The organism is Streptomyces sp. NPDC126510, from assembly GCF_040302345.1.
Classification (GTDB): Bacteria; Actinomycetota; Actinomycetes; order Streptomycetales; family Streptomycetaceae; genus Streptomyces.
In genome coordinates this window covers 298151-311040 of the sequence record NZ_JBEORR010000005.1, presented here as the reverse complement: position 1 = coordinate 311040, position 12890 = coordinate 298151, and the positions used below count along the sequence as shown (strand labels likewise).

The window sequence follows — 12890 nt, the reverse complement described above, 5'->3', positions numbered from 1 at the left end:
CCGCACCCGTCCGGTGCGCGACGGCCGGCGAGCCTCGCGTCCGCCCGGTATACGACGGCCGGCCGCCCCGCACCCCGTCCGGTGCGCGACGGCCGGCCGGAAGCCCGGGCCGCGAGGGCTACTTGCGGTTGTACAGCCGCATCGTGACCGGCCCGAAGACCAGCACGAACAGCGCCGCCCAGCCCAGCGACCAGGCGACCTCGTCGGCCGGCCAGTCGCCGCCCATCAGGCCGCGCACCGCCGACGCCAGATGCGTGATGGGGCTGTTGTTCACGAACGCCTGCAGCCAGCCCGGCATGGTCTTCGGGTCCACGAACACGTTGGACAGGAAGGTGAGCGGGAAGATCACCATCATGCTGACGCCCATCACCGACTTCTCGGTGCGCAGCATCAGTCCGAACATCGTCCAGATCCACGAGAAGGCGAACGAGAAGGCCACCAGGAGGGCGATCCCGGCGAGCACCCCGGCGACCCCGCCGTCCGGCCGGTAGCCGAGGATGATTCCGACGGTGAGCATCACGACCGACGCGATCGTGTACCGCAGGGCGTCCCCGAGCAGATAGCCGACCATCGTCGACGGCCGCCAGATCGGCAGGCTGCGGAAGCGGTCGAAGACGCCCTTCTCGATGTCGGTGTTCACGGAGACACCGGTGTACATCGTGATCATCACGACCGACATCACGAGGATGCCCGGCAGCAGGAACTGGATGTACTCCTCGGGCGATCCGGCCAACGCCCCGCCGAACAGGTACGTGTACATCAGCACCATCATGATCGGGAACGCCGTGACGTCGAAGAGCTGCTCCGGCACGTGCTTGATCTTGAGGATCGCCCGCCAGCCGAAGGTCATCGAGGCCGACCACGCGCTGGGCCGCGGCGGCCGCTCCCTGGAGACGAGCAGCGCGGCGAGGGACTCGGCGCTGACCGGGGCGAGTTCCTTGCTCTCGGTCGTCGTCGCGGTGCTCATGCCGCCACCTCGTCCTTCGGGTCGTCGGAGTTCTGGGCGGAGTCGTGGGTGTCGTGCCCGGTGAGGGCGAGGAAGACCTCGTCCAGGCTGGGCTGGCCCAGCGAGAAGTTGTCGACGGTGATCCCGGCGCGGGCCAGCTCGCTCAGCGCGCGGGCGGACTGCTCGGCCGCGGAGTCGGCACTCGCCGCCGTACCGAGGCGGGCGGTGAGGGCCACCGGGTCGGGCTCGGGCTGCACCCGCGCGTCGAGGGCGCGGCGCAGCAGGTCGGCCGCGAGGCCGCGCTGGTCGGGATCTCGGAGCCGCAGATGGACGGACCCGGCGCCGACGGACGACTTCAGCTCGCCCTTGGTGCCCTCGGCGATGACCTTGCCCCGGTCGATGACGGCGATCCGGGACGCCAGCTGATCGGCCTCGTCCAGATACTGCGTGGTGAGCAGCACGGTGGTGCCCTGGGCGACGACGGCCCGCACGATGTCCCAGACCTGGTTGCGGCTGCGCGGGTCCAGGCCGGTGGTCGGCTCGTCCAGGAACAGCAGGTCGGGCGTGTTGAGGATGGACGCCGCGATGTCGATGCGGCGCCGCATGCCGCCGGAGTAGTGCTTGACCTGCTTCGCGGCCGCGTCCGTGAGTCCGAAGGCCTCCAGGAGCTGGGCGGCGCGCTCGCGGGCGGCCTTCTTGTGGTGGCCGAGCAGCCGGCCCAGCAGAACCAGGTTCTCGGTGCCGGTGAGGTCCTCGTCCACCGACGCGTACTGGCCGGTGAGGCTCACCCGGCCGCGCACCTCGTCCGCCTCGCGGACGATGTCGTGACCGAAGACATGCGCTTCGCCGCCGTCCGGCCGCAGGAGTGTGGCGAGCATCTTCACGGTGGTGGTCTTGCCGGCGCCGTTCGGGCCGAGGACGCCGTAGACCGTGCCCGCGGGCACGGCCAGGTCGACGCCGTCGACGGCCCTCGTCTCGCCGAACGTCTTCACCAGGCCCGCGGTCTCGATCGCCAGGCCGGACATCTGCGTGCTCATGCTTCGGGTCCTTCCGCGTGCTTGGGCTACGCATGGGGAGACCTTTACCGTCGCGCAAACTCATCGGTCATGCACATGGGTTTTCGCCCGGGACCGGTCTCTGGCGTGGGGTGAGGAGGACCTCGGGACGGAGCGGACTCGGTCCGGGGACCTACGGGTACGGTCCCTTGCATGCATGCGATCACGATTCCCGAACCTGGTGGGCCCGAGGCGCTGGTCTGGGACGAGGTCCCGGACCCCGTGCCCGGCGAGGGCGAGGTCCTGGTCGAGGTGGCGGCCGGTGCCGTCAACCGGGCCGACATCCTGCAGCGGCAGGGCTTCTACGACCCGCCGCCCGGCGCGTCCCCCTACCCCGGCCTGGAGTGCTCCGGGCGCATCGCCGTGATCGGCACCGGCGTCTCCGGCTGGAACGTCGGCGACGAGGTCTGCGCGCTGCTCTCCGGGGGCGGCTACGCCGAGAAGGTGGCCGTTCCGGCCGGGCAGCTGCTGCCCGTGCCCGAGGGCATCGGCCTGACGCAGGCCGCGGCACTGCCCGAGGTGGCCTGCACCGTCTGGTCGAACGTCTTCATGATCGCCCATCTGCGGCCCGGCGAGACGCTGCTCGTGCACGGCGGCTCGAGCGGCATCGGCACGATGGCCATCCAGCTGGCCAAGGCCGTCGGCGCGCGGGTGGCCGTGACGGCCGGTACGAAGGAGAAGCTTCAGCGGTGTGCCGAGCTGGGCGCCGACATCCTGGTCAACTACCGCGAGCAGGACTTCGTCGAAGAGGTCAGGAAGGCGACGGACGGCGCCGGTGCCGACGTCATCCTCGACAACATGGGCGCCAAGTACCTGGAGCGCAACGTCAAGGCCCTCGCCGTCAACGGCCGGCTCGCGATCATCGGCATGCAGGGCGGCGTGAAGGGCGAGCTGAACATCGGCGCCCTGCTGGCCAAGCGCGCCGCCATCAGCGCGACGTCGCTGCGCGCCCGGCCCCGGGAGGAGAAGGCGGCCATCGTCGCGGCCGTACGCGAACACGTCTGGCCGCTGTTCGCGGGCGGCCACCTGCGTCCGGTCGTCGACCGTGAGCTCCCGATGCGGGACGCCGCCGCCGCGCACCGGGTGGTGGAGGAGAGCGGCCACATCGGAAAGGTGCTGCTGATCGCCGCGCAGGGAGCCTGAAGCCCCTAGACCCGCCGCAGCCGCAGCGCCACGAACGCCAGGGCCAGTCCCAGGCCGATCAGGACCAGGCCGCTGCCCAGGGGCAGGATGCGCAGGACCTGGCCGACGGGGCGTTCTGCGGTCGCGGCCTCGCGGACGGGCTGTTCCGACGGAGCAGCGGGTGCCGGGTCGGTCTCCCGCGGTTCCTCGGAGAGGGCCGTGGCGTCGGACAGGCCCGGCCCCTCCTCCGTCTCCTCCGGCCGTCCCGGCCGCACCCGGCCCTCTCCCGCCCTGCTCCCGGCCCGCGAGGGCTCACCGGTGTCGGAAGGGGGCGCCACGGCCGCCGCGGCCGGCGAAGCCGACCGGGCCGACGGAGCAGCCAGCGGTGACGGGGCGGACCGGGAGGGTGAGGCCGCCCGGGACGGCGCGGCGGACCGGGACGGCGCAGCCGTCCGGGGCGATGCCGTCGGCCGGGACGACGGAGCCGGCGGGGCGGACGAGGACGATGACACGGGCCCGGGGGGCGGGGTGGCGAGGGACTCGGACCCCGCCTCCTCCGGCTCCTGCGGGTCCGCCTCCTCGTCGTACGCGCGGACAGCTCCGTGGGACGGGACGGACCCGACGGGTGAGACGGCCGCGCCGGCCCCCAGGGCGAGGACCAGTCCCGTCGCCCGCAGCGCGCGTAGCCATGGAGTCACGGGGGTGACCCCCTCCCGCCGTGCCCGGTAGAGCATAAACGGCAAGTTCCGTCATATCGTGTCAATCAGCCTCACACCGCCCCCCACTCCGGGCACTCCGGGTTCGGCCGACGGGCGGATTCGCTGCACCATCCGGTTATGCCGATACGTCACGGGCTGCCGGCCCTGCCGACGGCCGGCCCCCGCTACGGCTCCCGCCTGCGCACCGAATTCGAGGCCCGCACCGGCGGGACCTGGCCGCTGGACATCGGGCAGGTCTACACGAGGCTGGGCCGCCTGCGACGGGCCCAGCGGCGGCACGTGGCGCGGGCGCTGCACGACCATGTGCGCCGGCGTGCCGAGGCCCTGGCCCGGGCGCCGGAGCACCCCGGGGAGCCGGCCCGGCTGCTCGTCCTGGAGCAGCTCGTCTTCCAGGACGAGGCCGAGGTCCGCCGGCTGGACCACTGCGAGGCCCGCCTGCTCCGTTTCGCCCGCGAGGAGGAAGCACTCCCGCGGGAGCAACCCGAAGCGTGACCGACTCGTCTCCTCCAGCGCGGTGGATCAGCCCCCTGTGGGGGCACCACGGAGGTGAGGTGCAGGCGTGCGACAGAATGGCGACATGGAGATGCCGAGGAACGAAAGGTCGCCGGAGAACCCGCAGATCCTGGTCGTGGGCCAGGACGGCATGGCGCTCGGTGGCGGCAGCGCAGACGAGGACTCCCGCGAGACCCCGGTCACGGAACAGGTGGAGCAGCCCGCGAAGGTCATGCGGATCGGCAGCATGATCAAGCAGCTGCTGGAGGAGGTGCGCGCGGCTCCCCTCGACGAGGCCAGCCGGGTCCGGCTCAAGGACATCCACGCCAGCTCGGTGAAGGAGCTGGAGGACGGTCTGGCGCCCGAGCTGGTCGAGGAGCTGGAGCGGCTCTCCCTGCCCTTCACGGACGAGACGACCCCCAGCGACTCGGAGCTGCGCATCGCGCAGGCCCAGCTCGTCGGGTGGCTGGAGGGGCTCTTCCACGGGATCCAGACGACGCTGTTCGCCCAGCAGATGGCGGCCCGCGCGCAGCTGGAGCAGATGCGCCGCGCCCTCCCGCCGGGAGTCGGCGACGGCCTGGACGAGCAGCACCCGGGCGGCCGGTCCGGAGGCCCTTACCTGTAGACGGCCTCAGGTCACACAGAGGGAAGGGCCCGGCGAAGCCGCCGGGCCCTTCCGCGTCTCGGGGGACCTCAGGAGGGCGGGTTGCCCGTCGAGACGCTGAGCTCGATCTCGGGCATGTCCTTGGGGTCGACGTCGGTGTCGGCGGACGGGAACTGGTTCATCACCGTGCCGTCGCCGTAGGTGTTCTCGTCGACCTTCTTCTCGTTCACTTCCCAGCCGGCCGCCTGGAGACAGGCCTTGACCGACTTGATGTTCTTGAACTTGAAGTCCGGGATCTGGATCTTGTCGGGGTCGTTGTACGACTCCTGCGGCTCCGTGCACTCCTCGGTGTCGATCGTCTTCGAGGTGTCCGGGCCGCGGTAGCCGGGCTTCTTCTCCGCCGACGCGGAGGGGATCGCGCCGTTGTCGCCGCCCTTGTCGTCCTCGCTGCCGCCGTTCAGCAGCAGCGCCGTGACGAGGCCGCCGACCGCGACGACGGACACGATGATCGAGCCGATGATCACCGGCTTGTTGTTCCGGCCGCCGCCGGAGGAGACGGCGGTCTGGGGCGACAGGTTGTACGGCGGCGGCGTCGACGGGCCGGGCTGCGGGGAGTACCCCGCCGGGGACGGCGTCTGGTAGCCGCCCTGCTGCGGATAGCCGTACGCAGGGGAGGGCCCCGCCGGGGCGGGCGTGCCGTACGGGTTGGGGGGCGGGGCCGGCTGGTACGGCGTCTGCACCTGGCCCGAGGGCGCCGGGGTCGCCTGGTCGACCGGCGGGAACACGGCCGAGCCGACGCCCGCGCCGCTGGGGGCCTGGGTGCCCGGGACGATGCTCGGCGGCGCGGCCTGGAAGGAGGCGGCCACCCGCAGGCACTCGTCGCGCATGGCCTCGGCGCTGGGGAAGCGCTCGTTCGGGTTCTTCTTGAGCGCGCGGGCGATCAGCGCGTCCACGGCCGGGGGCAGGGAGCGGTTGACCGAGGACGGGACCGGCGGCTCCTCCTGGACGTGTGCGTACGCGATCGCCAGGGGCGAGTCCGCTTCGAACGGCAGCCGCCCGGTGACCAGTTGGAACAGCATGATGCCGACCGAGTACAGGTCGGAGCGGGCGTCCACACCGCGGCCGAGGGCCTGTTCCGGCGAGAGGTACTGCGGGGTGCCGACGACCATGCCGGTCTGCGTCATCGACGTCACACCGGACTGCATGGCGCGCGCGATGCCGAAGTCCATGACCTTGACCACGGCGCGCTTGGTCATCATCACGTTGCCCGGCTTGATGTCGCGGTGGACCAGGCCCATCTCGTGGCTGATCTCCAGCGCCGCCAGCACGTCCGCGGTGATCTTCAGCGCCTTGTCGGCGGGCATCGCGCCCTGCTGCCGCACGTCCTCGTCGAGGACCGAGCCGAGCGGGCGGCCCTCGACGTACTCCATGACGATGTACGGCGTCGTCATGCCGTCGAGGGTGTCCTCGCCGGTGTCGAAGACCGACACGATGTTGGTGTGCGTGAGCTTGGCCACGGACTGGGCTTCGCGGCGGAACCGCTCGCGGAAGGCCTGTTCCCGTCCGAGATCCGTGTGAAGTGTCTTGATGGCGACCTGCCGGTCGAGCACGCTGTCGTACGCGAGGTGCACCGAGGCCATGCCGCCCTGGCCGAGGAGGTCACGCAGCTGATAGCGGCCGCCGGCGAGCGCCCGCCCCGCGTACTGGCCCTGTGCGCCGTCCTGGCTCATGTTGTGTTTTCCCCCGTAGCCCTTGAGGCGCCGCCGACTTCAGCTGATCCGCCGCAGATCAGTCGTCGATCCGTCGTTGATCCAAACCGCCATTCCCGGCCAAGTCTGCCCCAGGGCACCGACACGTCAAGCTCGGTGCCCGTTCCGTGACCGTACGCGAAAGAAGCGTCGCGGAAGCGTTACCGGGGGCGTACGGGCGGGACACAGAATTTGCACGACGGTAAGGAGTGAAGGTTTCATGGCCGGTCCGTCTCGTGCCGGTCCCGGCGCCCCTTCTCGGGCCGGAGGCTTGCGCGGAGGCTGTAGCGTGGCCGACGGAGACCGTAACAACACCGCGCGCACCGCGGGCAGAAACGACGGCGAGGACTGATGGCACAGCAGCAGCGCGCTCAGGGCCCGTCCGACCCCGAGGGCACTGGCGGCGGCATGTCGGAGGCGCCGGAGTCCTGGGGGAACGGCGGACTGGTCGGGGACGGCCGGTACCGGCTGACCCGCAGACTCGGCCGGGGCGGCATGGCCGAGGTGTTCGCAGCCGAGGACGTCCGTCTCGGACGCACCGTCGCGGTCAAGCTGCTCCGCTCCGACCTCGCCGAGGACCCGGTTTCCAAGGCGCGCTTCACGCGCGAGGCCCAGTCGGTGGCCGGTCTCAACCACCACGCGATCGTCGCCGTGTACGACTCCGGCGAGGACTTCGTCGGTGGCCAGTCCGTGCCGTACATCGTCATGGAGATCGTCGAGGGCCGCACCATCCGCGACCTGCTGCTGAACGCGGAGGCGCCCGGCCCCGAGCAGGCGCTGATCATCGTCTCGGGCGTCCTGGAGGCGCTCGCCTACTCGCACCAGCACGGCATCGTGCACCGCGACATCAAGCCCGCCAACGTCATCATCACGCACAACGGCGCCGTGAAGGTGATGGACTTCGGCATCGCCCGCGCCCTGCACGGCGCGTCCACGACGATGACGCAGACCGGCATGGTCATGGGCACCCCGCAGTACCTCTCCCCCGAGCAGGCGCTCGGCAAGGCCGTCGACCACCGCTCCGACCTGTACGCGACGGGCTGCCTGCTCTACGAACTCCTCGCGCTGCGCCCGCCGTTCACCGGCGAGACCCCGCTGTCCGTGGTCTACCAGCACGTCCAGGACATCCCGACGCCGCCGTCCGAGGCCTCCGACGCCTGCCCGCCGGAGCTGGACGGCATGGTCATGCGCTCCCTCGCCAAGGAGCCCGACGACCGTTTCCAGACGGCGGAGGAGATGCGCGGGCTGGTCCAGTACGCGCTCCAGATGCTCTACGACCAGGGCGGCCACACCGGCACCTGGAACACCGGCCCCGTCGGCGTGCACGAGGGCCGCAACACCCCGTCGGGCGGCTTCGCCGGTGCGACGGCCGTGATGGGGCACCCCGGGGACGTCTCCGGCACCGCGCAGATCCCCTCGCCGATCCTGCCCGGCGGCTACGGCGGCGGGGACGACGGCGGCTTCGAGGGCCACGGCAACAAGGGCAGCGGCCGCGGCAAGCTCTGGATCCTCGCCGTGCTCGCGGTGATCGCCATCGCCGCGGGCGTCGCCCTGGCGCTGCAGAACACCGGCGGCGACAAGGACGGCCCGAGCAAGGAGCAGAAGCCGACCGTCTCGCAGACCAAAGAGAAGAAGACGCCCAGCGAGACCCCGAGCGACGACGACACCGGGGAGCCGACCGACACCCAAACGGACACCGGCACCGGCACCGGCACGGGCAACGGCAACTGGACGCCGACCTACAAGCCGTCCCCCACGCCGACGCAGAGTGCTCCCGCCTCGCCCACCGGCGAGCCGACGGACGAGCCGACCAGCGCGGAGCCGACCGGCGAGCCGACGGACGAGGAGCCCACGGACCCGGGCACCCCGCCCGACGACACCGGCGGTGCCGACGGCGGCAACACCACGGAGGGCATCGTGGGGGGCGCGGGCGGCGGCGAAGGCTGATCCCGCTGCTCAACGGCATGATCCACGCGCGCGTGGGACCCGGGGACGGGGCCCACGCGCGCGCGGCTTTTCGGGTACGCCGAAAAGAGGACTCTTCCCGTGACCTGGGTCACCGGGTTAACGTGCGGTTGCTCCGGCCTCCTGCAAGGCTGTGACCAGGGCCCCTTCCACGCCTTTCCGATTTACTTGGATATCCAAGCAAAATCGCAGGTCAGGTGGGGTTTCACAGAAATGTGGCGCACTGGGTAACGTGCTTTCTGCAGGGCGCTCGCCGGGGCACCTGCAACGCCTGTACCCGGCCGAGCGGCACCCACCCCGTGCCCCGGTGGCCGAGAACAGGTGAGCCGCACTGGCCTACCGGCAACCCCGGGGGCCGGACCGACGGAGGAGCACACGTGACCGTGGAGAGCACTGCCGCGCGCACACCGCGACGCAGCGCCGGAAGCAAGGCCGGCACCACCGGCACCAAGCGCACCACCCGCACGCCTGCCAAGAAGGACGCCAAGAGCACCGAGCCCCAGCTCGTGCAGCTGCTGACGCCCGAGGGCAAGCGCGTCAAGAACGCCGAGTACGACAAGTACGTCGCCGGTATCACTCCGGAAGAGCTCCGCGGCCTCTACCGCGACATGGTGCTCACCCGCCGCTTCGACGCCGAGGCCACCTCCCTGCAGCGCCAGGGCGAGCTGGGCCTGTGGGCGTCGCTGCTCGGCCAGGAGGCCGCCCAGATCGGGTCCGGCCGGGCCACCCGGGAGGACGACTACGTCTTCCCGACCTACCGCGAGCACGGCGTGGCCTGGTGCCGCGGCGTCGACCCGGCCAACCTGCTCGGGATGTTCCGCGGTGTGAACAACGGCGGCTGGGACCCCAACAGCAACAACTTCCAGCTGTACACGATCGTCATCGGCTCCCAGACGCTGCACGCCACCGGCTACGCGATGGGCGTCGCCAAGGACGGTGCCGACAGCGCGGTGATCGCCTACTTCGGCGACGGAGCCTCCAGCCAGGGCGACGTGGCCGAGTCCTTCACCTTCTCCGCGGTGTACAACGCCCCGGTCGTGTTCTTCTGCCAGAACAACCAGTGGGCCATCTCCGAGCCCACCGAGAAGCAGTCCCGCGTGCCGATCTACCAGCGCGCCCAGGGCTTCGGCTTCCCGGGCGTCCGGGTGGACGGCAACGACGTGCTGGGAGTCCTCGCGGTCACCCGGTGGGCCCTGGAGCGGGCCCGCGCGGGTGAGGGCCCGACCCTCGTCGAGGCGTTCACCTACCGCATGGGCGCCCACACCACCTCCGACGACCCGACCCGCTACCGGGGCGACGAGGAGCGCCAGGCATGGGAGGCCAAGGACCCGATCCTGCGCCTGCGCCGCTACCTGGAGGCGTCAAACCACGCGGACGAGGGATTCTTCCAGGAACTGGAGGCCGAGTCCGAGGCGTTGGGCAAACGAGTGCGCGAGGCGGTCCGTGCCATGCCGGACCCGGACCACTTCGCGATCTTCGAGAACGCCTACGCGGACGGACACGCGCTCGTCGACGAGGAGCGCGCCCAGTTCGCCGCGTACCAGGCGTCGTTCGCCGACGAGGGGGGTAACTGAGATGGCCGACAAGATGGCACTGGCCAAGGCGATCAACGAGTCGCTGCGCCGCGCCCTGGAGTCCGACCCCAAGGTCCTGATCATGGGTGAGGACGTCGGCAAGCTCGGCGGCGTCTTCCGGGTGACGGACGGCCTGCAGAAGGACTTCGGCGAGAGCCGCGTCATCGACACCCCGCTCGCCGAGTCGGGCATCGTCGGCACGGCGATCGGCCTGGCCCTGCGCGGCTACCGCCCGGTGGTGGAGATCCAGTTCGACGGCTTCGTCTTCCCGGCGTACGACCAGATCGTCACGCAGCTCGCGAAGATGCACGCTCGCTCGCTGGGCAAGGTCAAGCTGCCGGTCGTCGTGCGCATCCCGTACGGCGGCGGCATCGGCGCGGTGGAACACCACTCCGAGTCGCCCGAGTCCCTCTTCGCGCACGTGGCGGGCCTGAAGGTCGTCAGCCCGTCGAACGCGTCGGACGCCTACTGGATGATGCAGCAGGCCATCCAGAGCGACGACCCGGTGATCTTCTTCGAGCCCAAGCGCCGCTACTGGGACAAGGGCGAGGTCAACGCGGAGGCGATCCCGGGCCCGCTGCACAAGGCCCAGGTGGTCCGCGAGGGCACCGACCTCACCCTGGCCGCCTATGGGCCGATGGTGAAGCTCTGCCAGGAGGTCGCGGACGCGGCCGCCGAGGAGGGCAAGAACCTGGAGGTCCTGGACCTGCGCTCGGTATCGCCCCTCGACTTCGACTCGATCCAGGCGTCGGTGGAGAAGACCCGCCGCCTGGTCGTCGTCCACGAGGCGCCGGTGTTCTTCGGCTCGGGCGCGGAGATCGCCGCGCGGATCACCGAGCGCTGCTTCTACCACCTCGAGGCCCCGGTGCTCCGGGTCGGCGGCTACCACGCGCCGTACCCGCCGGCCCGCCTGGAGGAGGAGTACCTGCCGAACCTGGACCGGGTACTGGACGCCGTCGACCGCTCGCTGGCGTACTGAGGAGAGGGTCGTGACGACGATGACGGAAGCGTCCGTGCGCGAGTTCAAGATGCCCGACGTGGGCGAGGGACTCACCGAGGCCGAGATCCTCAAGTGGTACGTCCAGCCCGGTGACACGGTCACCGACGGCCAGGTGGTCTGCGAGGTCGAGACGGCGAAGGCGGCCGTCGAGCTGCCCATCCCGTACGACGGCGTGGTCCGGGACCTGCACTTCCCCGAGGGCACCACGGTCGACGTGGGCATGGCGATCATCGCGGTGGACGTGGGCGGCGGAGCCCCCGCGCCCGCCGCCGAGCAGCCGGTGGCCGAGCAGCCCGCGGCGGCCGAGCCCGCTCAGGAGCCGAAGGCGGCCGGCTCCGGCCGCCAGCCGGTCCTGGTGGGGTACGGGGTGGCGACCTCGTCCACCCGCCGCCGCCCCCGCAAGGGCCCGGAGGTCCCGGTCCAGCAGGCCTCGACGGCGATCCAGACGGAGCTGAACGGCCACGCGCCGGCGGCCCCGGCAGCGCCCGCTCCGGTCGCGCCCGCCCCGGCGGTTCCGGCCACCCCGGCGGGCGGGGAGCGCCCGCTGGCCAAGCCGCCCGTCCGCAAGCTCGCCAAGGACCTGGGCGTCGACCTGACGACCGTGGTCCCGACCGGCCCGGACGGCATCATCACCCGCGAGGACGTGCACGCGGCGGTCGCCGCCGCCGTACCCGCGGCCGCCGAGCCGCAGGTCGCCGCCCCCGCCGTGACCCAGGCTCCGGCGTCGTACGACACCACGCGGGAGACCCGTATCCCCGTCAAGGGTGTCCGCAAGGCGACGGCGGCGGCGATGGTCGGCTCGGCGTTCACCGCGCCGCACGTCACGGAGTTCGTGACGGTCGACGTGACGCGCACGATGAAGCTGGTCGAGGAGCTGAAGGCCGACAAGGAGTTCGCGGGTCTGCGCGTGAACCCGCTGCTGCTGATCGCCAAGGCTCTGCTGGTCGCGATCCGGCGCAACCCGGACGTCAACGCGTCCTGGGACGAGGCCGCCCAGGAGATCGTGGTCAAGCACTACGTGAACCTGGGCATCGCGGCCGCGACCCCGCGCGGCCTGATCGTGCCGAACATCAAGGACGCCCACGCCCAGACGCTGCCCCAGCTGGCGCAGTCGCTGGGCGAGCTGGTGGCGACGGCCAGGGACGGCAAGACGTCCCCGGCGGCGATGCAGGGCGGCACGGTGACGATCACCAACGTCGGCGTCTTCGGCGTCGACACGGGCACGCCGATCCTCAACCCGGGCGAGTCCGCGATCCTCGCGGTCGGTGCGATCAAGCCGCAGCCGTGGGTCCACAAGGGCAAGGTGAAGCCCCGTCAGGTCACCACCCTGGCCCTGTCCTTCGACCACCGCCTGGTCGACGGCGAGCTGGGCTCGAAGGTCCTGGCCGACGTGGCGGCGATCCTGGAACAGCCGAAGCGCCTGATCACCTGGGCGTGAGCCGACAGCGGCGGCCCCCTGTCCCGTTGCGGGCGGGGGGCCGCCGGCGTCTGTACGGAAGGTGAATCGGCGGTTCGCCGACGAGCACAACAATCTCCTGGAACCCACCCAAGTACCGCACAGTAAGCGGTTTATCCGGACATACGATCAAGCTCACCACGAGATCGACCACTCGCCCGGCGTCCCGGGGGAGTCCGGTTCCGGGCTGCGACGGGCGCGGTCACTCC

11 protein-coding genes are annotated in these 12890 nt (G+C 71.4%); 7 read left to right on the top strand and 4 right to left on the bottom strand.

Features of this window, described 5'->3' with window-relative positions:
* Positions 1 to 118: 118 nt before the first annotated feature.
* Together ABTX60_RS09145 and ABTX60_RS09140 are read right to left on the bottom strand one after the other, a co-directional pair.
* On the bottom strand, positions 119 to 967 hold the full coding sequence (locus tag ABTX60_RS09145) for an ABC transporter permease (RefSeq protein WP_352096427.1): 849 nt from the start codon (positions 965 to 967) through the stop codon (positions 119 to 121).
* Positions 964 to 1983: an ATP-binding cassette domain-containing protein gene (locus ABTX60_RS09140; protein ID WP_352096426.1), complete on the bottom strand. Its 1020-nt coding sequence runs from the start codon at positions 1981 to 1983 to the stop codon at positions 964 to 966. The genes ABTX60_RS09145 and ABTX60_RS09140 overlap by 4 nt, the downstream gene beginning before the upstream one ends.
* A gap of 171 nt (positions 1984 to 2154) precedes the next feature.
* Here ABTX60_RS09140 and ABTX60_RS09135 point away from each other — a divergent pair, with 171 nt between their 5' ends.
* Positions 2155 to 3144: an NAD(P)H-quinone oxidoreductase gene (locus tag ABTX60_RS09135; protein WP_352096425.1), complete on the top strand. Its 990-nt coding sequence runs from the start codon at positions 2155 to 2157 to the stop codon at positions 3142 to 3144.
* Between the two features lie 5 nt (positions 3145 to 3149).
* Here ABTX60_RS09135 and ABTX60_RS09130 read toward each other — a convergent pair whose 3' ends face one another.
* Positions 3150 to 3821, bottom strand: a complete 672-nt coding sequence (locus tag ABTX60_RS09130; RefSeq protein WP_352096424.1) for a hypothetical protein — start codon at positions 3819 to 3821, stop codon at positions 3150 to 3152.
* Positions 3822 to 3959: 138 nt separating this feature from the next.
* Here ABTX60_RS09130 and ABTX60_RS09125 point away from each other — a divergent pair, with 138 nt between their 5' ends.
* Entirely contained in the window at positions 3960 to 4334 is a 375-nt protein-coding gene (locus ABTX60_RS09125; RefSeq protein WP_352096423.1) for a hypothetical protein, read from the top strand.
* Positions 4335 to 4419: 85 nt separating this feature from the next.
* Positions 4420 to 4959, top strand: coding sequence for a bacterial proteasome activator family protein (locus ABTX60_RS09120; RefSeq protein ID WP_351632447.1), 540 nt, complete (start codon positions 4420 to 4422; stop codon positions 4957 to 4959).
* A 68-nt stretch (positions 4960 to 5027) separates the two neighbouring features.
* Here ABTX60_RS09120 and ABTX60_RS09115 read toward each other — a convergent pair whose 3' ends face one another.
* Positions 5028 to 6668 carry a protein kinase domain-containing protein gene (locus tag ABTX60_RS09115; RefSeq protein WP_352096422.1) on the bottom strand — a complete coding sequence of 547 codons (1641 nt, stop codon included), beginning with the start codon at positions 6666 to 6668 and terminating at the stop codon, positions 5028 to 5030.
* Between the two features lie 369 nt (positions 6669 to 7037).
* On the opposite strand from ABTX60_RS09115, the gene ABTX60_RS09110 reads away from it, so the two are divergent.
* From ABTX60_RS09110 to ABTX60_RS09095, 4 genes are all read left to right on the top strand, one after another.
* Positions 7038 to 8633 carry a protein kinase domain-containing protein gene (locus tag ABTX60_RS09110; RefSeq protein WP_352096421.1) on the top strand — a complete coding sequence of 532 codons (1596 nt, stop codon included), beginning with the start codon at positions 7038 to 7040 and terminating at the stop codon, positions 8631 to 8633.
* 395 nt (positions 8634 to 9028) lie between these two features.
* Positions 9029 to 10225, top strand: coding sequence for a pyruvate dehydrogenase (acetyl-transferring) E1 component subunit alpha (gene pdhA / locus ABTX60_RS09105; RefSeq protein WP_352096420.1), 1197 nt, complete (start codon positions 9029 to 9031; stop codon positions 10223 to 10225).
* A gap of 1 nt (position 10226) precedes the next feature.
* The gene (locus tag ABTX60_RS09100) at positions 10227 to 11204 is read left to right on the top strand and encodes an alpha-ketoacid dehydrogenase subunit beta (protein WP_266460063.1); all 978 of its coding nucleotides are present in this window, start codon (positions 10227 to 10229) and stop codon (positions 11202 to 11204) included.
* 10 nt (positions 11205 to 11214) lie between these two features.
* Positions 11215 to 12663: a dihydrolipoamide acetyltransferase family protein gene (locus ABTX60_RS09095; protein ID WP_352096419.1), complete on the top strand. Its 1449-nt coding sequence runs from the start codon at positions 11215 to 11217 to the stop codon at positions 12661 to 12663.
* Positions 12664 to 12890: the final 227 nt, after the last annotated feature.

What these genes read in the sequence shown, in the direction of transcription:
- ABTX60_RS09145 (WP_352096427.1), bottom strand. Translation starts at nt 967, where the DNA reads ATGAGCACCGCGACGACGACCGAGAGCAAGGAACTCGCCCCGGTCAGC.
- ABTX60_RS09140 (WP_352096426.1), bottom strand. Translation starts at nt 1,983, where the DNA reads ATGAGCACGCAGATGTCCGGCCTGGCGATCGAGACCGCGGGCCTGGTG.
- ABTX60_RS09135 (WP_352096425.1), top strand. Translation starts at nt 2,155, where the DNA reads ATGCATGCGATCACGATTCCCGAACCTGGTGGGCCCGAGGCGCTGGTC.
- ABTX60_RS09125 (WP_352096423.1), top strand. Translation starts at nt 3,960, where the DNA reads ATGCCGATACGTCACGGGCTGCCGGCCCTGCCGACGGCCGGCCCCCGC.
- ABTX60_RS09120 (WP_351632447.1), top strand. Translation starts at nt 4,420, where the DNA reads ATGGAGATGCCGAGGAACGAAAGGTCGCCGGAGAACCCGCAGATCCTG.
- ABTX60_RS09115 (WP_352096422.1), bottom strand. Translation starts at nt 6,668, where the DNA reads ATGAGCCAGGACGGCGCACAGGGCCAGTACGCGGGGCGGGCGCTCGCC.
- ABTX60_RS09110 (WP_352096421.1), top strand. Translation starts at nt 7,038, where the DNA reads ATGGCACAGCAGCAGCGCGCTCAGGGCCCGTCCGACCCCGAGGGCACT.
- ABTX60_RS09100 (WP_266460063.1), top strand. Translation starts at nt 10,227, where the DNA reads ATGGCCGACAAGATGGCACTGGCCAAGGCGATCAACGAGTCGCTGCGC.